The organism is Burkholderia sp. AU32262 (genome assembly GCF_020419985.1).
In the GTDB taxonomy this organism is placed as follows: domain Bacteria; phylum Pseudomonadota; class Gammaproteobacteria; order Burkholderiales; family Burkholderiaceae; genus Burkholderia; species Burkholderia semiarida.
Window position 1 is genome coordinate 1 of sequence record NZ_JAIZRS010000040.1, and the last position, 19274, is coordinate 19274.

Annotated in this window: 10 protein-coding genes and 2 pseudogenes; 5 read left to right on the forward strand and 7 right to left on the reverse strand. The window is 66.1% G+C overall.

Annotation, left to right across the window (positions count from 1 at the left end):
- Nucleotides 1–171 precede the first annotated feature (171 nt).
- The 4 genes from ccrA (at nucleotide 172) to LGN10_RS31160 (ending at nucleotide 6829) form a co-directional block, all read left to right on the forward strand.
- Nucleotides 172–1449 carry a crotonyl-CoA carboxylase/reductase gene (ccrA, locus tag LGN10_RS31145; protein ID WP_099318577.1) on the forward strand — a complete coding sequence of 426 codons (1278 nt, stop codon included), beginning with the start codon at nucleotides 172–174 and terminating at the stop codon, nucleotides 1447–1449.
- 32 nt (nucleotides 1450–1481) lie between these two features.
- Complete coding sequence (locus LGN10_RS31150; protein WP_226226061.1) at nucleotides 1482–5360, forward strand: type I polyketide synthase; 3879 nt, start codon at nucleotides 1482–1484, stop codon at nucleotides 5358–5360.
- Between the two features lie 80 nt (nucleotides 5361–5440).
- Nucleotides 5441–5770: an acyl carrier protein gene (locus tag LGN10_RS31155; RefSeq protein WP_060010709.1), complete on the forward strand. Its 330-nt coding sequence runs from the start codon at nucleotides 5441–5443 to the stop codon at nucleotides 5768–5770.
- A 66-nt stretch (nucleotides 5771–5836) separates the two neighbouring features.
- Nucleotides 5837–6829: a beta-ketoacyl-ACP synthase III gene (locus LGN10_RS31160; RefSeq protein WP_124657554.1), complete on the forward strand. Its 993-nt coding sequence runs from the start codon at nucleotides 5837–5839 to the stop codon at nucleotides 6827–6829.
- Nucleotides 6830–7138: 309 nt separating this feature from the next.
- Here the strand turns inward: LGN10_RS31160 and LGN10_RS31165 are convergent, their stop codons facing one another.
- The gene (locus LGN10_RS31165; protein ID WP_226226063.1) at nucleotides 7139–7939 is read right to left on the reverse strand and encodes an EAL domain-containing protein; all 801 of its coding nucleotides are present in this window, start codon (nucleotides 7937–7939) and stop codon (nucleotides 7139–7141) included.
- 717 nt (nucleotides 7940–8656) lie between these two features.
- On the opposite strand from LGN10_RS31165, the gene LGN10_RS31170 reads away from it, so the two are divergent.
- Nucleotides 8657–10756, forward strand: coding sequence for an ATP-binding protein (locus LGN10_RS31170; RefSeq protein ID WP_226226065.1), 2100 nt, complete (start codon nucleotides 8657–8659; stop codon nucleotides 10754–10756).
- Between the two features lie 25 nt (nucleotides 10757–10781).
- Here the strand turns inward: LGN10_RS31170 and LGN10_RS31175 are convergent, their stop codons facing one another.
- The 6 genes and pseudogenes from LGN10_RS31175 to LGN10_RS31195 all read right to left on the reverse strand — a co-directional run bounded on the left by LGN10_RS31175 (nucleotide 10782) and on the right by LGN10_RS31195 (nucleotide 18944).
- Nucleotides 10782–11591: an NYN domain-containing protein gene (locus LGN10_RS31175; protein WP_179231830.1), complete on the reverse strand. Its 810-nt coding sequence runs from the start codon at nucleotides 11589–11591 to the stop codon at nucleotides 10782–10784.
- Between the two features lie 278 nt (nucleotides 11592–11869).
- A pseudogene (locus LGN10_RS31180) lies at nucleotides 11870–12070 on the reverse strand (OmpA family protein); the annotation flags it as partial.
- The gene (gene bamE, locus LGN10_RS31185) at nucleotides 12070–12792 is read right to left on the reverse strand and encodes an outer membrane protein assembly factor BamE (protein WP_226226066.1); all 723 of its coding nucleotides are present in this window, start codon (nucleotides 12790–12792) and stop codon (nucleotides 12070–12072) included. The gene bamE and the pseudogene LGN10_RS31180, both read right to left, overlap by 1 nt.
- A gap of 106 nt (nucleotides 12793–12898) precedes the next feature.
- Nucleotides 12899–17002 carry a beta strand repeat-containing protein gene (locus LGN10_RS31190; RefSeq protein ID WP_413227169.1) on the reverse strand — a complete coding sequence of 1368 codons (4104 nt, stop codon included), beginning with the start codon at nucleotides 17000–17002 and terminating at the stop codon, nucleotides 12899–12901.
- Nucleotides 17003–17050: 48 nt separating this feature from the next.
- A pseudogene (locus tag LGN10_RS33870) lies at nucleotides 17051–17260 on the reverse strand (ESPR domain-containing protein); the annotation flags it as partial.
- 949 nt (nucleotides 17261–18209) lie between these two features.
- Nucleotides 18210–18944 (reverse strand): response regulator transcription factor, encoded by a 735-nt coding sequence (locus LGN10_RS31195; protein ID WP_260443219.1) that lies wholly within the window; start codon nucleotides 18942–18944, stop codon nucleotides 18210–18212.
- Nucleotides 18945–19274 lie beyond the last annotated feature (330 nt).

Here is a 19274-nt window from a genome sequence, read left to right on the forward strand (position 1 = left end):
ACGCTCGTCTTCGCTCAGCACCAGTTCCGCCTTCGGTCGTCCCATCGCCATGCTGACGTCTCCCGTTCCGTTGACGTCAACATGCTACGCGAAGATAGACCAGTTAACAACGGAACAGGACACTAGCACGAGTGCAACTTTTCCCGGATCAACTCTTTCACGAGTATTGTTATGGATACCAAAACGATCGATTTCGCTGTCGAAACGAGAAGGAACCCGCCGGAACTGTTCGACATCGGCAGCGCGATCCCGCTGGGCGTCGTGCCGAGGAAAATGCACGCGTGGACGATTCGTCGCGAGAACCACGGGGAGCCGCAGCACGCGTTCACGAACGAAATCGTCGACGTGCCGTCGCTCGGCCCGGACGACGTGCTGATTCTCGTGATGGCGGCCGGCGTCAACTACAACGGCGTGTGGGCGGCGCTCGGCCAGCCGTTCTCGGTGCTGGACCTGCATGACGATCCGTATCACATCACGGGCTCGGATGCGGCCGGCATCGTATGGGCCGTCGGCTCGAACGTGAAGAAATGGAAGGTCGGCGACGAGGTGGTCGCACACTGCTCCCAGGTCGATGGCGACGACGAGGAATGCAACGGCGGCGATCCGATGCTGTCCCCGTCGCAGCGGATCTGGGGTTATGAAACGTCGCATGGCTCGTTCGCGCAGTTCGCGCGCGTGCAGTCGACGCAGCTGATGCCGCGCCCGAAGCACCTCACGTGGGCCGCCAGCGCCTGCTATACGCTCACGCTCGCGACCGCATACCGGATGCTGTTCGGCCACAAGCCACACGTGCTTTCCGCCGGGCAATCGGTGCTCGTGTGGGGCGCGGCGGGCGGGCTCGGAACGATGGCGATCCAGCTCGCGGCGCTCGCGGGCGCGCGCCCCGTCGCCGTAGTCTCCGACGCGTCGAAGGCCGAATTCGTCAAACGGCTCGGCGCGGTGGGCGTGATCAACCGTTCGGATTTCTCGTGCTGGGGCGCGCCGCCGCCCGTCGATGCGAAGGTCGAGTACGCGGCCTACGTCGATGAAGTCAAGCGCTTCGGAAAGGCGATCTGGGGTGCGCTCGGCGAAAAGCGCGACGTCGACATGGTGTTCGAGCACCCGGGCCGCAATACGTTCGCCCCGTCCTGCTACGTCGTGAAGCGCGGCGGCATGGTCGTGTTCTGTGCGGCGACGAGCGGCTACGACCTGACCTGCGATGCGCGCTACGTGTGGATGCGCCAGAAACGCATTCAGGGCAGCCACTTCGCCAACCTCAAGGAAGCGTCGCAGGCGAACCGGCTCGTGATGAGCGGCAAGATCGACCCGTGCCTGTCGGAAGTGTTTCCGTGGAGCCGCCTGCCGGACGCGCACGCGAAGATCCGCGAGAACCGGCACCTGCCCGGCAACATGGCCGTGCTCGTCCAGGCGAGCAGCAGCGACGATCTCGCCGCGGCGAGCCGCCACTAGGCCGGATGAACGCTTTCCGCCGCGAGGACGGTATGAACCAGTCAAACACGCAAGCGCAGCGCGTCGCCATCATCGGCATGTCGTGCCGGTTCCCCGGCGGCGCGTCCTGTGCGTCGAGCTATTGGACGCTGCTGAATTCCGGGCGCACGGCGATCCGCGAAACGCCGCGCGAACGCTTCGATATCGACGCGTACTACTCGCCGGATACCGACGAGCCCGGCACCACGTATTCGCGCGTGGCCGGCTATGTCGACGATCCGTTCCGCTTCGACCGCAAGCTGTTCCGGACCTCGGCGGCCGAGGCGATGGAGATGGATCCGCAGCAGCGCTGGATGCTCGAACTCGCATGGGCGGCGCTCGAGAACGCGGGCATCGCGCCGGGCCGGCTGCGCGGCAGGAACGTCGGGGTCTTCATGACGATCGGCGAGGCGGACTATGGCCGGCGCACCGTCTGGTCCGGCGATCCGTCGCGCATCACCACCTATTCGAAGCTCGGCAACCTGCGCGCGATGGCCCCCGGGCGCGTCGCGCACATACTGGGTTTGAGCGGGCCCGCGATCTTCGTCGATACGACCTGTTCGTCGTCGCTGGTCGCGATCCATCTTGCCGCGCAGAGCCTGCAGGCCGGCGAGTGCGACGTCGCGATCGCCGGCGGCGTGAACCTGATCCTCGGGCCGGAGGAAACGATCGGCATCGCGCGGCTCCAGGCGATGTCCGCCTCCGGGCAATGCCGTCCCTTCGACGCGAGCGCCGACGGCTATATTCGCGGCGAAGGCGGCGGCGTGATCGTGATGAAGCGGCACGACGACGCGCTTGCGCACGGCGATCGCATCGATGCGGTGCTGATCGGGTCGGCCGTCAACAGCGACGGCGCGAGCAACGGTCTCACCGCGCCCAACGGCGCGGCGCAGGAAGCCGTCATTCGCCGGGCAATGATGCGCGCCGGCGTTCGGCCGGAAGCAGTCGCCTATGTGGAAGCGCATGGCACGGGCACGGCGCTCGGCGATCCGATCGAGCTTTCCGCGTTGCGTAACGTCTATACGCGCGCCGTCGCACGCGACAAGCCGATCCTCGTCGGCTCCGTGAAGTCCCAGCTCGGGCATCTGGAGGGCGCCGCAGGCATGGCCGGCTTCACCAAGGCGATGCTGATCCTGCGGCACCGCCACGTACCCGCGCAGGTGAACTTCGAGACGCCGAACCCGCGCTTTCACTGGGAAGGCGCGCAACTCGCCATTCCACGCGAGGGTACGCCGCTCGACGAAGGCGAGACGCTGGTCGGCGTGAGCGGTTTCGGCATCACCGGGACCAACGTCCACCTGATTCTGTCCGCGCCGGCGCCCGTGCCGGACACCGGTGCGCCGATCGACCGCGAACGCGTATTGACGCTGTCCGGGCGCTCGCCGGACGCACGGCGGCGTGTCGCGTCGGCATGGCGGGCCTGGCTCGCGGGCACGTCCGTGCCGCTGCGCGATGCGTGTCATACGTCGAACGTGCGACGCGATCATTTCGATCATCGCGTCGCGCTGGTCGGCACGACGAAAGCGGATTTCATCGACGCGCTCGACGCGTTTCTCGCGGACAATCCGTCCGGCAACTGGCATGCGGGCGAGCCGCCGCGCAAGCCCCGCGTCGCGTTTCTCGTGCCAGGGCAAGGGGCGTGGCAGCCGGGCGTCGGCGGAAACCTCTACCACGGCAACGGGCTGTTCCGCAAACACGCGGACGCGTGTCTGCGCCTGCTGGGTAGCGAAACGGCGCGCGACGTGCTCGATGCGATCGTCGGCCGTGGCGCGCAAGCGGTGCGCCATCATCCGGGGCAACTGGCTCACTTCGTCGTGTGCTACGCACTTTCACGTACCTGGATGGAGCTCGGCGTGCAGCCGGATCTGCTGATCGGGCATTCGCTCGGCGAGCACGTGGCCGCCGTGATCGGCGGCGTGATGTCGCTCGGCGACGGTCTCAAGGCGGTGGAGGCGCGCGGCCGACTGTTCGATACCGCGACGCCGGCCGGCGCGATGCTCGCGGTGGCCGCCGCGGCCGACGAACTCGCCGCGCGGTTCGCGTTCGGCGAGGATCTGTTCGTCGCCGGCATCAACGGGCCGGGGCAGACCGTCGTCAGCGGCACGCCGGAAGCGGTGGCGCGCGTGCACGACGCGATGGTCGCGGCGGGCAAGCGTGTGTCGCTGCTCAAGACCTACGGCACGCCGGGCCATTCGCCGATGTTGCGTTCGATGCGCGACGCGTTCCGGCGCGCGCTCGAACCGCTGACGTTCGCGCCGCCGTCGATTCCGATCGTCTCCACCCTCACGGGCGCCGTCGCGACCGATGCGATCGCCGGCGTCGAGCACTGGCTCGATCTCGTCGAGCAGCCGGTGCGTTTTCATGACGCGTTGCTGGCGGCGTCGGACGGCAAGACGCTCTTCGTCGAAGTGGGGCCCGGCGCGGCGCTCGCCAAGCTCGCGCGCGCCGCCGCCGGCGGCGACTGGACGTGCGCGATCGCGTCGCTCGCCGACGGCCCGGAAGGCGATGAGGAAACCGAATCGACCGGCTTCGCCCACGGCTGCGCACGCCTTTACGGCGAAGGGCAGAAGGTCGCGTGGCACAAGCTGTACGGCAATGCGCCGCGGCCGGCCGAAGCGCCGGGCTACGCGTTCGACACCGAGCGTTTCGAGCTGCCGTTTCCCGATCTCGCCGAAGCGGCGCGTGGTGCGGTGCGCCAACGAAGCGATGGCGCATCGAATGCGGAAGCCCGGCCGCCGCGCTCGATCGAGGTGGATCGCGCCGACGTGGCACCGGCGGGCGCGGCGCAGATGCTCGCGACGTTGCGCACGATCGCGGCAGCGGTCGCGCCGGATACCGTCGTGCTCGACGATGGGCTGTCGCTCGTCGGCCAGGGGCTCGACTCGCTGGCGTTGACGGAGCTGCGGGCGCGGCTGCATCAGCGGCTCGGCAAGATGCCGCCGATCGCCATGCTGGCGCGCGGCGCGTCGCTCCAGACGCTGGCCGCGTGGTTCGGCGCGACGAACGGTGACGCGTCCGTTCGCGAAGTCGTGGCGGCCGATCCCCGGCAACCGGCCGAAACGGGCGGCGACGTCGGCCTGATCGTGACGCTGCGCGACGGGGCCGGGCCGCTCGTTGCGCTCGTGCATCCGGTCGGCGGAAACGTGCTGTGTTATCAGGAACTGGCCGCGGCATGGCCGGGCGACCCGACGGTCGTCGCGATCCGTCATCCGTACGCGGATCAGGGCCACGCGCCCGCGTATCTTTCGATCGTGCAACTGGCGTCGCGCTACCGCGCGGCGCTGCTCGCGACGCACGGCAGGCAGCCCGACCTGCTCGGCGGCTGGTCGTTCGGCGGGATCGTCGCGCACGAAATGGCCGTGCAGTGGGAGTCGGAGGGCGGGAGCGCGCCGCCGTTGATGATCGTCGACAGCCCGCTCCACGACGGCGAATTCGCCACGCGGTTGCGCGCACTGGCCGCTGATCTCGCGCCGGATGACGGTATGCAGGCAGTCGAGCGATGGCTGGCCGACCCGCGTTTCGATGCGATGCTCGATCAGGACTTCTATCTCGCCGACGTGCGCCGCCGCGCCCAGCCTGAGATGTTCGACCACATCGCGCGGCTGCATGCCGCCAGCGCGGTGGCGCTCGCCTGTCACCAGCCGCGGCAGGTGCAAACGCACATCAGATACGCGCTCGCCGCGCGCGACAAGCGCGGGATCTCGAGCGTGCTGGCGGAGCAGCAACTGCGCCGTTTCGGGCGCGGCGGCATCACGGTCGACGTGTTCGACGACGACCACAACTCCATCGTGCGTGCACCTTCCGTGCGGCGTCTCGCGCACTTTCTCGGCGGACGCGCTGCCGATGCGCCGCACGCCGATCCGGAACCGCTGATGCGCGCGACACCCGCATAGGCGCTGCCTTTCCGTTTCCCGGGCGCGGCGTCGCCGCCGCGCCTTCACCGTCCTCAATCCGACTTCAAGGAATCGATGCCATGAACGATCAACTTCAAGCTGCAGCCGTCAACGGGCCGACGGTCACCGCGGAAACCATTCTTGCGTGGATCCAGGAGTGGACCGAAGCGAACAACCTGAAGGTGCCGACCGATCTCGAACAGACCTTCGCCGACGCCGGCTTCGACTCGATGCATTCCGTCGAACTCGCGTTCTTCCTCGAAGAGCGGCTCAACATCAAGATCGACGATACGGTCCTTTACGACTATCCGACCTTCAATGCGCTGGCCGAGCATCTCGTCTCGCTGCAACCGCAGGGCACGAGCGCCGCCGCGGAGCCGGGCCAGGACGCGGGCGTCGGAAGCTGGTAACGCCAGGGCGCCGGTTCGAGACATCGGGCGGCCGGCGCGTCATCGACTTTGATCGGAGTACCGAAGATGGTGGAAATCAATCGCGTGGACCACTGGATGTCGCGCGTCGTCGGCTGCGGTTCCGCGTTGCCCGAGCACCGCATGACGAATCATGACATCGCACTGAAGGTCGACACCACGGACGAGTGGATCACGCAGCGCACCGGCATCAAGGAGCGCAGGATCGCGGCGCCCGGCGAGAACACGTCCGATCTCGCGATCGGCGCGGCCCGGGCCGCGCTGAGTCACGCAGGGATCGCCGCGGCCGACGTCGATCTCATCGTACTCGCGACCTGCACGCCCGATCGCACGATGCCCGCGACGGCCGTCCGCGTTCAGGAAGCGATCGGCATGCCGCGCGGCGCCGCGTTCGACGTGCAGGCCGTCTGTTCGGGCTTCGTGTTCGCGCTCTCGGTCGCCGACAACATGATCCGGCTCGGGCAGGCGCACACCGCGCTGGTGATCGGCGCGGAAACGATGTCGCGTATCGTGGACTGGCAGGACCGCAATAGCTGCGTGCTGTTCGGCGACGGCGCGGGCGCGCTGGTGCTGCGCGGCGAACGGCGCGAAGGCGACAGGCCGCGCGGTGTGCTGTCCACGCATCTGCATTCGGATGGACGGTACTGGGACAAGATTCACACGGACGGCGGGGTATCGTCGACGCAAAGCGCCGGCAAGATGCATCTGGAGGGCCGCGACGTATTTCTGCATGCGGTCGTCAATCTCGCCGACGCGTCGCAGGAAGCGCTCGATGCGCACGGGCTGACCCGGGACGACGTCGACTGGATCGTTCCGCATCAGGCAAACCAGCGCATCGTGCAAACCGTCGGCACGAAGTTGAATCTGCCGATGGAGAAGGTCGTGCTCACCGTCGGCAAACACGGCAACACGTCGGCGGCGTCGATTCCGCTCGCGCTCAGCGAAGCCGTATCCGACGGACGCATCAAGGAGAACGATCTCGTCCTGACGCCTGCGATGGGCTCGGGCTTCACGTGGGGCTCGGCGTTGATTCGCTGGTAATTCACGGGCGAGGCACCGGCGCACGTCGGTGCCCGACGGATCGGCATTTTCCCGGAATGTGGGAGCCCTGTGGAAATGCTCGTGAAAGTGACAAAAGTTCACTTTGAGCGCTCGGGCCGCCGTTCTATGCTGGCTGCACGTCGCACACGGCGGCGCGAACCAACAGCCCGATCGGAGCGTAGATGGCACCCGATATTCCGGATGAATCCTGGGATGCGGCGGCGTCCGGTATGCCGACCCGACGCATGAAGCACGCGGCCTCGCGCCTGAAGCATGGATGGCGCCTACTCGCCTACGGCGCGCGCGGGGCTACGACAGGATCCGCGCATGGCAATCGGCGATGAACGTCTGGACCGCCGCTTCGCGCAGCGGCTCGCCGAGATAGAAACCCTGGCCGTCGACGTCCGGCAGCGTGCTGGCCCATTCGAACTGCGCGGCGGTTTCGATGCCCGTCATCACGATGTGCTTGCCATGGCTTTGCGCGATGTGCACCAGGGTCTCAACGACCCGCATGGATTCGTTGTTTTGCAGGACATCGCGGATCAGCGAGCGATCGAACTTGACGATATCCACCGGCAACTGTTGCAACAGCGTCAGCGAATTGAAGCCTGCGCCGAAGTCGTCCAATGCGACGCGCACGCCGATTGCCTGCGCCGCATGGATGGCCTCCACCAGCCAGTCGAGCCGGGCAGGCGGAACGACGTCGGTCAGCTCGATTTCGACGCGAGCCGGCTCGAGCCCGAGCGACGTCAGCAGTGCGGAAAGCTGCGCCGGAAAATCCGCGTGCCCCAGCTCCGACGGAGACAGATTGATCGCGAGCGACAGCTTGCCGTAACCGGCCGCCTTCCACTGCGCCAGCATGTGCGCCGCTCTTCGGGTGAGCAGTTCGGTGAAGCGCGTGGCCAGAGATGAATCCTCGATCAGGCTGATGAACGACGCGGGCTCCAGGATGCCGCGCGCCGGATGGCGCCAGCGCATCAGACATTCGAAACCGGTCAGACGGATTCCATGGAGCGCGAACTTGGGTTGCAGGAGGAAAAAGAACTCGCCCTGACGCAGTCCGCGTTCGGCATCGTCGAGCGGATCGTTTGATGCAAAGGGGAAATTCATGAATGTCCGGGTACGCCGATTAAATATCGGCTGCATGTTGCTGATCGATCGATTCTATTGAGTGGAATGCAAAATTTCAACTCATGGAAAATAAACAAATGTAAATTTGTTTATTGTTTTGTATATTGTGGCTCGATTTTTGAGAATGAGATTCATGGGAATCGTATTGTGATATCTGGACTGCATATTGAAAGCTTAATTGATTTTCTTTTTGTGTGATGATTCGGATTTTAATGCACCGGTTTTTTGGGATGGGCCGGGCGTCGCGCATGCTGTGTATGAGGGATGATGTCGCCTGAGAGCGATGGTTTATTCTGAAATAATATCAGAATGGAGTTTAAATTAAGTGTTAATTTAATTGTAATTAAATTGGATGGTTAATTCCGGTGAAAATTGAAGTATAATTGACGCATATTAAATTACGGATCGCTGCTTGGAGGTCGTTTGGCCGGGTACGTCCGAGCGCGTATGTACAGGGCGGGCGATCGGCACGTGAAGGGGGGTGACCGGGCTGCTGCGTCACCGGTCAATGCTGCTTGAAGTGGGGTGCGGTGTTTGACGCAGGTATGTCAGATGCCGATCAATGCGATATCGATGGAGCATCATCTGATCGACATGTTCGGAAGATTTTTGGGGCTGGGGCGGCGCCGTTCATGTGATGAAGGCAGGCAGATGGCCGGGAGCGTGTCCTCGTATTGCGCCACGGAGTGGATACGCGTGACGTTTGCGCTGGTGCTGGTCTGTGCGGTGCTCACGACGACACATGCGCTGCAACGCGTCGACCGCGCGTGGTTCGGGTTCGTGTCACGGTCGGCCCACGGCGGGCCCGTCAAGCCGCTGGCGATGATCGTGGTCGACGAACGTACGACCGCGCGTCTGGGCAACTGGCCGTTCAGCATCGAAACCCGTGAGCGGATGATGGAGCGGCTTGCCGGAAGCGGCGTCGCAGTCGTCAGTATCGACCTGACCGGCTTGCGGGCCGTCGCGCGCGCACGTGCCGGGCACCGCGGTGGCGAGGCGGCAAGTCGCGGCGGCGCACGAACGGAGGCCGGGAGCGGCAACCTCGGCAATTCCGGCAACGCCGATCAAGCCTGCGCGCGCGACGCTGCGTTTCACTGGAACGGACCTTGCGAGCGCTACTCGTACGTCAACGTGCTGGACGGCGCGGTGCCGTCGAACCGGCTGAGCGGCCGCGCGGTCCTGATTCGCGCGGCGGCCGACCTCGGGCATGGCCGGCCCGGCGTGTCGTCGGCCGGCGTGCGGCCGATCGGAGACGATGCCGCGGCAATCGTTGCATCGGCTGCGCCGGCCGTGGCGGCACCGCTTCAACAGGCCGGTCTTGCGTGGGCGCTGCTGTTCAACGAGGCCGTCGTGGGCGTGATCTGTGCGTTGCTCTACCGGTTCGGTCCTGGTGCCGGCCTCGTTGCATCGTTCGCCGTCGCAGGAGCGGTTGCCGCGATCGCGTATGCCGTGTTCATGGTCGGCGGCGAGGCGCTGCCGCCCGCCACCGGCATGCTGATGTGCGTGCTCGCCTGCGTGCTGGTGTTCTGGCGGCGTACCGAAGTGTTGCTGCGCTTCATCGGTCTCCTCGGCGACCGCATGGCGACCGACCCGTCGCTGCATGCGGAGTCGGCGAGCGTCGTGCGACACGTCGACCCGGTTCGGCGGCAACTGGACAGGACTGCGAATCTGGATGCGCGAGTACGTCGCTATCGTGCGCTCATCGACGCGTGGGTCGACAGTCTGCCGGAAGCGACGCTGATTGCGTCGGCCGACGGTGTCGTGCTGCTGGCGAACCGGCGGATCGCCGCGTGGTGCGCGGAGCCCGACGAGCATCCGGATGCCGGGCGGGCGCCGGTGGGCCGGCCGGTTTCGGACGTGCTGTTTCAGATCACCGCATCGCATCGGGCGAATGAATTCGTCGCGCAGGCGTTGACGTCGCTCGATCACTGGCCTGACGGCGACGCGCTGTCGGCACAGACGAAATCGCAGCTCGACCAGGGAATCGAGATCGCCAATGCACGGTGCGGTCGTTCGCTGCTGATCAAGTGCGCACCGATCCGCCCGTCCGTCTATGGCGAGCGCGCGCTGGTCTTTCATGTCGCGGACGTCTCGTCCGTCCGGATGGCCGAGCGGCAGCGGGACATGGCGCTGCGATTCCTGTCGCACGACATGCGGTCGCCGCAGGCGTCGATTCTCGCGCTCGTTTCGCAGATCCGGCGGGATCCGTCGCGGTACACGCCGCAGCGCTTCGCCGAACTGGTATCACAGTATGCGACGCGCGCGCTGACCCTCTCCGACGATTTCCTCTTTCTTGCCAGGGCCGAGAATCTGCCGCCGAAGCTGGCCGCGGTCGATCCCGCACTGGTGCTCGGCGATGCCGTCGACGATCTGCTGCCGCAGGCGAGTGCGAAATCGACGATCGTCAACCTGACGGCGGAGCCCGGGCTCAGTACGATCGCCGATGTGCAATTGCTGCGGCGGGCATTCGTCAATCTGATCGGCAACGCGATCAAGTTCGGTCGCGAAGCCTCCACGGTCGACGTGGAGTTGTCGGCCACGGATCGGCACGTGAAGATCGCCGTGACCGATTACGGAACCGGCATATCCGAGCGCGACCAGGAAAAGCTGTTTCGCGAATTCACGCAACTGGACGGCGGCGCGTCGATGTCCGGGCATGGTTTGGGCCTGGCGTTCGTCAAGACGGTCGTCGATTCGCTCGGCGGAAAGCTGCAGGTCCGCTCGAAGCTGGGGGAAGGGACGACCTTCCTCATGTTTCTGTCGAAGCACGATCACGACGCGGCGCTCGGGCGCTGATCGGGCCGCCGCGATGCCTTGATGGCTAGGCGCTGGAAACGACCTGAATCCGGCGCGCTTCAGGGGCGCCCGTGTGTTTCGCGGGCATCGCGAGGTCGAATTCGAGAATCGTGCTTCGAGACGGCAACCGCGCGACGATCGACGGATCCTGCAAACTGCTGCCGCGAAAGTAGGCGGGGCTCGTCTCGGCCGCCGCGAGCAGCGGCGTATCGGGCAACGCGGCCCAGAACGCGATGAAGCCATATCCGTCGTCCGGCTCGAACCGGTTGCACACGCCGCGCACGCGTGAGCCGACCTGGCCCCAGGCAGGCGAGCCGGAGGCCGCATCGCGAACCGGCAGCAGGCCCGGCACCAGATAGCCGCTGATGAACTGGTCGGCCGCATCGCGTAATTCGAGCGGCACGTTGTCGAACCCGAGCACTTCGACCCGGCATCCCTTCTTCTGCAACGCTCGTACGACTTCGACGAAATCGCCGTCGCTGGTGGCGACGAGCACGGTGTCGAGCCGGTCCGATTCGGACAGCGCGTCGATGGCCATGCCCAGATCCGAATTCGATTTGACGGTTTCGGTGCCATCCTCGTCGGCGATGTGTCTGAGCGGCTTGACCGTGACGCGGAATCCCTTGTCGCGCAGTGCCGCCTGATAGCCCTTGATCCGCGCGTCGTAATCGGCGGAGCGTGCCGCGCGGCGTGCGTCGAAACTCAGATACGCGTGCAGCCGCTGAATCGTGGCGCCGGCCCGACCGGCGAGCGCGCGCAGCACGTCGTATCGCATCAGATGGCCGCCATTCGCGTCGATGCTGCTGCCATCCACATACACCCCGACCCTTCTCATCGTCGTCATCCGGATTGCTGGTAGCTGGTCGCTCAGGCGTTCGAATCAAGCGCCGTCGTGCCGCGTCGCGCGCTTTCCGCACGGGTAGGGCGCAGCGCGGGCGCTCGGTCGTTCCGGTCCGGCGCCGATACGGCGGCAAACGCGATGCCGCCGGCGATGCCGGCAAGCCCGAGGCGCGCGTTACCGCCCACAGGGGCGCGATGCCGGTTTGCCGGTCGTTCGATGTGGCGCCCGCCACGCGGGCGAAGCGTGAATGACGCCACCGGCGTCGCGGCCGGTCAGTCGCGGCCGCTGACCGCGATCGAGACCCGGCGATCGGGCTGCAGGCACGCGATCACGGCGCGGCTCTGGCCGGGCGGGCAATGCGCGACGGGCTCGCGCGATCCCACGCCGTCCGCCTCGATGACGTTTCCGTCCAGGCCATGCGCGATCAGATAGCGGCGGACCGTTTGCGCCCGCGCGCGCGACAGCGGGTCGTTCACCGCGGGGGGGGGGGGGGGGGGGGGATCCGGGCGGGGTGCCCCCCCCCCCCCCCCCCCCCCCCCCCCCCCCCCCCCCCCCCCCCCCCCCCCCCCCCCCCCCCCCCCCCCCCCCCCCCCCCCCCCCCCCCCCCCCCCCCCCCGATCCGGTCGGTGTGCCCGACGACGACGATCCGCGTGATCGTCTTGTGGCGCTTGATCCGCTCGACCGCATCGTCGAGCTGCGCCTTGCCGCCCGGCTGCATCGATTCGAGGCTCGATTGGCCGAACGCGAACAGCGCGTCGCTTTGCAGCGTGAATTGCTCGATCGGCGCGGCCGGCGACTCTGCCGCGGCCGCCGGCGCGGCGGATTGCGTGCGCACGAAGTCCGCGCATGCGGGGTCGCGCCAGTACGTATTGCTCACCTTCATGTGCTCGTCGTAGCGCACCTGGTACTGGCACGAAACGACTTCGTTGCCGCGGCGGAAGTCGAACAGGTAGTTCCACACGTGGCTGCCGACGAACCACTCGTTGAAGTGAGGAGGACCGAGCAGGTCGAACATCTGGTCCTTGTTCAGGCCGGGCCCGACGTTACGCAGGTTGGCCACGTTCACGAACGTGCCGCCCTTCGGGCTGGCGGATTGCGGATCCGGGAAGCGGGGCGGCCCGTCGGCCGCACAGCCTGCCAGGGATGCAACGGAAAGCACACTGACGGACAGCACAAGTGCCCATTGGATTTTCATGATCAGTCTCTCATCGTATAAGGAGCCGCGTATCCGGCGCCGCGGCAACGATCGATCGTTGCGCGCGGCCGCCGCGTGTCGCTGCAGGACAGCCGTTTTTCCGCCGTCACCACTGGTAACCCGCGCCGATCACGGCGCCGTAGTCGTTGCGCGTGTTGGTCGTGATGGCGGCCTTATAGATCCAGTGATTGTTCTCGGAGATCGTCGAGATGCCGATCGCCTGCCCCGACTGGCTGCGATAGACGCTGCCGGCGATCGCCACCATGCTCTTGCCCGGGCCGGACGGTTGCGGCAGGCCCGCGACGGCCATCGCGCTGGCGGTGCCGCCGTCCGCGTCGCGTCGCAGCGACTGGATCTTCGCGTCGGTGTACGCGTTCGCGTTGCCCACCGCGGCATTCAGTTGCTGGACATTGACGCCATCGGTGGGCGCGGTGCCGGCGGCGACGTTCGTGAGTTGCCGCGTCGAAGTCGCCGTGCCGATCGACACGACGTTGTTGCGCCCGCCGTCGTTGCTGCCCGAGCCGATCGCCACGGAGCCGTTGCCGGACGACGTCGCGCCCGAGCCGATCGTCGTCGAGCCGGTGCCCGATGCGGTCGAGCCGTTGCCGACCGCCGTGCTGTTCGAGCCGGACGCCACCGCGCCGTTGCCGCCTGCCGACGAGTTCGAGCCCGTCGATGCGGGCGGCGTCGACGAGCCCGGTGTCGACGGGAAGCCGCCGTTACCGTTGGTACTGCTGATGTTCTGGATCAGCGTCGTCAGGTTCTGGTTGACGGCCTCGAGCTGGCTGACGTTGACCGCGTCGGTGCCGGCCGAGCCGGCGGCGAGACCGGTGATCTTGCGGTTGCCGACGTTGATTTCGCCGGCAGACGACTGCGGGCTGCTCAAGCCGTACGCAATGTAGTTCGACTGCGCGCCGACCGTCGTGACCGAGCCGGCGCCGAGCGCGATGCTGTTCGCGAAGCTCGCGCTGGCGCCCGAGCCCAACGCGATGGCGTCGGCTGCGCTGCTGTTCGCGCCGGAGCCGATCGCGATGCCGCCCGACGTGCCGGCGACGGCGTTCGCGCCTTGTGCGATCGATTGCGGCCCCGTCGCATTCGCGCCGCTGCCCAGCGCGATGGCATCGGCCTGCCCCGAGTTCGCGGCCTGACCGATGGCCACGCCGCCGGGCGCCGTCTGCTGCACGATCGCACCGTTGCCGATCCCGACGCCGTTGTCTCCATTGACGACGGTGGTCGGCCCCACCGCGATCGATTCGGCGCCTACCGCGAGCGAATCGGCGGCGGTCGAGTTGGCATGGAAGTACATCGTCGGCGTGACGGCGAACGATTGCAGGGCCCCGGTCAACTGCCGGACCGTGACCGCATCGTGCGCGTCGGTCCCGTCGGCGACGTTGATCAGTTGCCGGTACGTGTTGCCCGATGCACTGCCGAACGACACGGCGCCCAGCAGGGTCGCGTCGGACGTATTGAACGGTACGGTGTGGCTGCCGGCCGGAATCGTGCCGCTGCCGGCCGCGATGGCGCGATCCGATACGGCGCCCGAGCCGATCGCGACGCCGCCGGCTATCGAAACGGCCGTCTGCGCACCGAGCGCCACGCCGCTCGCCGCGCTCGATTGCGCGCCGGTGCCGGCGGCCAGGCTGCCGGCCGCGCTCGCGACTGCCTGAGGGCCGACGGCAATGCTGTCCGTCCCGGTCGCCTGACTGTCGGCCAGCGTCGAGTTCGCGTGGAAGTATTTGATGCCGGCGCCATTGTTGATGTTCGAGATGGCCGTCGTGTTGGCCGTCACCTGCTCGTTGGTCGCGAACAATTGCGAACCGTTGACCGCATCGGTGCTGGTGCCGCTCAACTGGCCGGCCGCAACGTTCTGGATCTGGCGCTCCGCGCCCGGTGCGCCGACGCTCACGACGCCGGCGGGGGCTGCGCCCGCGAAGTTGTAGGTCACGCCGCCGATGACCGCGCTCGAGGTTGGGGTGGCCGCGGTGGTGGTCGCGTTCGCACCGAGCGCGACAGAATTCGCGACCGTCGCTTGCGCGTTGCCGCCGATCGCGACGGCATCGGCGCCGGTCGCCGACGAATCGGGTGCAGTCGAATTCGCGTGGAAGTACTTGATGCCCGCGCCGTTGTTGATGTTCGATATCGCGGTCGTGTTTGCCGTTACTTGCTGGTTGGTCGCGAACAACTGCGACCCGTTGACCGCGTCGGTGCTGGCGCCGCTCAACTGGCCGGCCGCAACGTTCTGGATCTGGCGCTCCGCGCCCGGCGCACCGACGCTCACGACGCCGGCCGGTGCCGCGCCCGCGAAGTTGTAGGTCACGCCGCCAATGACCGCGCTCGAAGTCGGCGTGGCGGCGACCGTCGCTGAATTCGCGCCGAGCGCGACGCTGTTGGCCACGCTCGCAGTCGCACCCGAGCCGAGCGCGACGCCACCGGTGGCAGCGGCCTGGACGTTGGCCGCATCGCCGATCGCGATCGCGCCCGCGACATTGGCCTGCGACGCGTTGCCGAGCGCGACGGAACCCTGCCCGGTCGCGACGTTCGTATTGCCCAGCGCGACCGCGCCATTGCCGTTCGCAGTGTTGTTGGCGCCCATGGCCACGGCGCCGTTGCCGGTAGCCGTGTTCGGATCGCCGATCGCCACCGCGCCGTTGCCGTTCGCGGTTTGGCCTTCGCCGAGTGCGATCGCACCGGTGCCGCCGGTCACCTGCGAGTTGTGACCGGCGGCGATCGAACCCGCGCCCGCGGCTGCGGCCACCGTGCTGGTGTCGCCGAATGCGACCGTCGAGCCGGCCAGCGCTTGCGAGCCGGTGCCGATCGCGACGCCGCCGTATGCCGATACCCCGGCATTCACGCCAAGCGCCACCGAGTTGTCGGCGCCTGCGGTAGCACCCGCGCCGAGCGCGACGCCGGAAATGCCGGATGCGGTCGCCAGGTTGCCGAGGGCGATGCCGAACAGGGTGGACGCCGTGGCGGTGTTGCCGATGGCGATCGAGCTCGTGCCGCTCGCCGTCGCCTGGCTGCCGAATGCCTGCGCGTAGGTATTGCTGGCGAGCGCGTTGTAGCCGATGGACACGGCCTGCGCGCCCGTCGCCTGCGTGCCGGAACCGGGGACGCCCGCCGTGCCGCCCGGGCCGAGCGCGACCGCGTTGACACCCGACGCCCCGCTGTTGACGCCGATCGCGACGCCGGACGCGCCGCTGACCGATGCGCCGGAACCCAGTGCGATGCCGGCGTCGGCGGTGTTGGTGGTGATCGATTTGAAGCCCGCGGCGATCGAGTAGCTGCCGGCCGCGGTCGCGAGCGTCGCCAGCGCGGTCGAGTGGTCGCCCGATGCGGTACCGCCGGCGCCGAGCGTCGTCGCGGAATTGTTGGAGGCAACCGACGCGTTGCCGAGGGAAATCGATGAAACGCCGGACGCCGCTGCATTCAATCCACCGGACAGCGCGTTGTCTGCGCTCGACCGTGCACCCGCACCCAACGCCGTGCTGCCGATTCCGGATGCCGTGGAGAAATCGCCGAGCGCACTGGCGTTCTCGGCGGTCGCGGCGGCAGAGGCGCCGAACGAGGAAGCGTTGGTGCCGGTCGCGAGTGCCTGATGGCCGATCGCGCTCGCACCGATTCCGCTGGCTGTCGTGTTGCCGCCGATGGCAGTCGAACTGCTACTGGAGGCTGTGGCGGCTTGCCCGAAAGCGCTGGCGCCGGTGTCGCTCGCGACGGCGCTCGAGCCGATCGCCGTCGCCGCGGTGTTGGTTGCAGACGCCAAGACGCCCAAGGCAACAGAGTTTGCAGCGGTTGCCAATGAATTGGGGCCGACCGCAGTTGACGTGATGCCCAACGCAAGGGCTGCGGGACCGAGAGCGGTGCTGGTTTGCCCGGACGCAGTCGCGTTCACGCCGATCGAGAGCGCATTCCCTCCGGTAGCGAGTGCATTTGCTCCCATCGAGATTGCGCCGGCGGCGGACGAATGGGCATTCGTGCCCAGCGCTACTGCATTCAGTCCGGAGGTAGATGCTTGGCTGCCGATGGCAATTCCAAGTCCACCGCTTGCGGTTGCGGCTACGCCGCCGGCGCCTGAGATCGCGACATCTCCGGTCCCCGTGGCACTGCCGTTGCCAGCGGAATACTGGGCGTGTGCGATCTGCCAGGATGCACCGAGGCAAACCGGGATCGCCAAGCCGAGAAGGATTCGAATGGTCCGTTGCCGTCCGATCGCCGAGTGTGATCCCGCCAGCCGGTCGTCGCACGAGGCGTCCGAGCCGGAGTCGCCCTTGCCGCGCGCCTTGCCGAGCTCCGATGCTGCGACGAACGTGCCGCGAGACTTGCTCCATATGACCTTGTACACTCTATTCATCTTGATCACCCCTGAAGGAATAAATCTTTGTCGGATACGATTTGGTAGTCGTGCTAAATATCTTGTGACAATAAAATTTGCGTCATGGGCGGTTGATCGAGATCTTGCGCTGTCCATGGAGGACGATGCGAGGTGTCGTCCATGGCGCTGCAAGCGGGTCTTGAGCGGGAGCGTCGCTCGGCGACTTCGACGGCGCACGGCCGTCGAAATATCGGAATGGAATGATCGGGTGCGACCACGACAGTGTGTCGGGTCTCGAATGGGATTGGGGCGGGGCGGGTAAGTCGATCGCGTGACAACGCCGCGCGGTCGCGGTGATCACCGATCGCTTCATGAGGTTTTCCATTTCTGTATCTCGGCATGAAAAAATCGTGCTCGACGGCAGGCCGCCGTTACTGTAAATGGGATAGTCGGAACAACTGCCAATTCAATATGCGATCTTGATTTTTGGACGAGTAAATTCGTCTTCGAGAATAGTTCTGGTCGGGTACTTTGCGATGACTTTTATAGATTGGTGAATGCCGATTTCCGTGCGGAGAATCGATCATTTTAAAAATGATATAAACGTATTTAATTGCATGATCCTTGTGATGCTAGATATTAGGGGAGAACATTCGAATCAAAAAGCAAACATTTGTCACGCATTGAATGATTGTTAACGTGTGACGACGCTGCCATCATTGCGATGGATCGGATGGGGCGCACGTAGACGGTTCGGGCTGACTTGCAGCACGCGTCGGTGTCAAAACGCCGGGAGGCATCGGAGATCCGATGGTCAGGTGTTCCGAAATGAATAGGAGTTCAAAGCGAACGCGGGGCGGTCATTACGTCGGCGTGCGGCGCAAGGGAATCCGGCGCGTCGGCCGGCGCATATCAGGCGCCGTGCGGATGCGGTTCGTCGCGGTGCAGAATGCGACGATCAGCATCGGCAATGCCGTTGCGGCGCCCGCGCGAGATTCGAGATGGCCAGTGCCGCGGAAGCCCGTCTCGTTGCGTGACGAAGCGCCGGCGCATGCCGGGAGCCCCGCCTCCTGCCCGAGACACGGCTACCTACCTGCAACGAAACTCACGCGCGGCTTTCCATCAGCATGCCTACGTCGCGACGAACGTCGGTGGAAGCTTCTGCGGCGGGCTTGATCTGATCCAGTCGATAACCGAGCGTATAGATGGCGGAAAGGCGCAAGCCGTTCTCGATCCCGAGTTTCAGTTTCTGCCGAATCCGGTAGATATGCGTATCGAGCGAACGCGACTCCGTTCCCAGTTCCCGCCCCCACGCCGTGGTCGCCAGCAACTCGCGCGACATGATCTTGCCGAGATTGTGAAACAGGCACGCGACGAGTTGAAATTCCTTCGTCGTCAATTCGATCTTGGTATCGCGAAGCCGGACCGCGCGCTCCACCGGGTCCAGCACGTACGCGCCCGCCCGGATCGGCTCGTCGCGCTTCACGTTGCGCGCAACGCGGCGCAACAGCGCGTTGACCCGCGCGGCGAGCTCCTCGGCGCGGAACGGCTTGCTCAGATAGTCGTCGGCGCCGGCCTCCAGCGCCCTGACGACATCGAGTTCCTCGACGCGGCTGGTGAGGAACAGCACGCCGTATTCGACATCGGCACGTGTCCGGATCCAGTTCAGGACTTCGATGCCGGTCAGGCTGGGCAAGTGCCAATCGAGCACGACGGCGTCGACGGATTCGGACCGCAGGTAGCGCAGCGCCTGCTCTCCATCGACGACGACCTTGATCGTGTGGCAATAAGGGGAAAGTGCGCTTTGCACTTCCTCCGCCTGAACGGGATCGTCCTCCACAACCAATATGCGCATTCGTGCCCCCGGGTATCGTGATCGGCCTGCTCGACTGAAACGGCAAACATGGCCGCGCGAGCAGGCAAACGTTTGCTTTTTGATGCAATTGAAACAAACGGTTAAGGAATATAAATCATCGGTAATGAGCAAGATTGTGACATTTTGTGAATTCGTCGTATGAATGACTCGGCCAGTAAAAAGAGACGGAACCCATCTTTTTCGACGGAATTTTTTACTTGCCCGGCGAGCGCGCCGATAAATGGAATCGCGATTTCGTGCCATCGGCGCGCGCGATGTCGTGGCCAGGCGGCGGTCGTGCGGATGGCAGCAGCC

Excerpts from the sequence above, each read along its gene's own strand:
- ccrA (WP_099318577.1), top strand. The coding sequence starts at position 172 with ATGGATACCAAAACGATCGATTTCGCTGTCGAAACGAGAAGGAACCCG.
- LGN10_RS31165 (WP_226226063.1), bottom strand. The coding sequence starts at position 7,939 with ATGAATTTCCCCTTTGCATCAAACGATCCGCTCGACGATGCCGAACGC.
- LGN10_RS31160 (WP_124657554.1), top strand. The coding sequence starts at position 5,837 with ATGGTGGAAATCAATCGCGTGGACCACTGGATGTCGCGCGTCGTCGGC.
- LGN10_RS31150 (WP_226226061.1), top strand. The coding sequence starts at position 1,482 with ATGAACCAGTCAAACACGCAAGCGCAGCGCGTCGCCATCATCGGCATG.
- LGN10_RS31175 (WP_179231830.1), bottom strand. The coding sequence starts at position 11,591 with ATGAGAAGGGTCGGGGTGTATGTGGATGGCAGCAGCATCGACGCGAAT.
- LGN10_RS31155 (WP_060010709.1), top strand. The coding sequence starts at position 5,441 with ATGAACGATCAACTTCAAGCTGCAGCCGTCAACGGGCCGACGGTCACC.
- bamE (WP_226226066.1), bottom strand. The coding sequence starts at position 12,792 with ATGAAAATCCAATGGGCACTTGTGCTGTCCGTCAGTGTGCTTTCCGTT.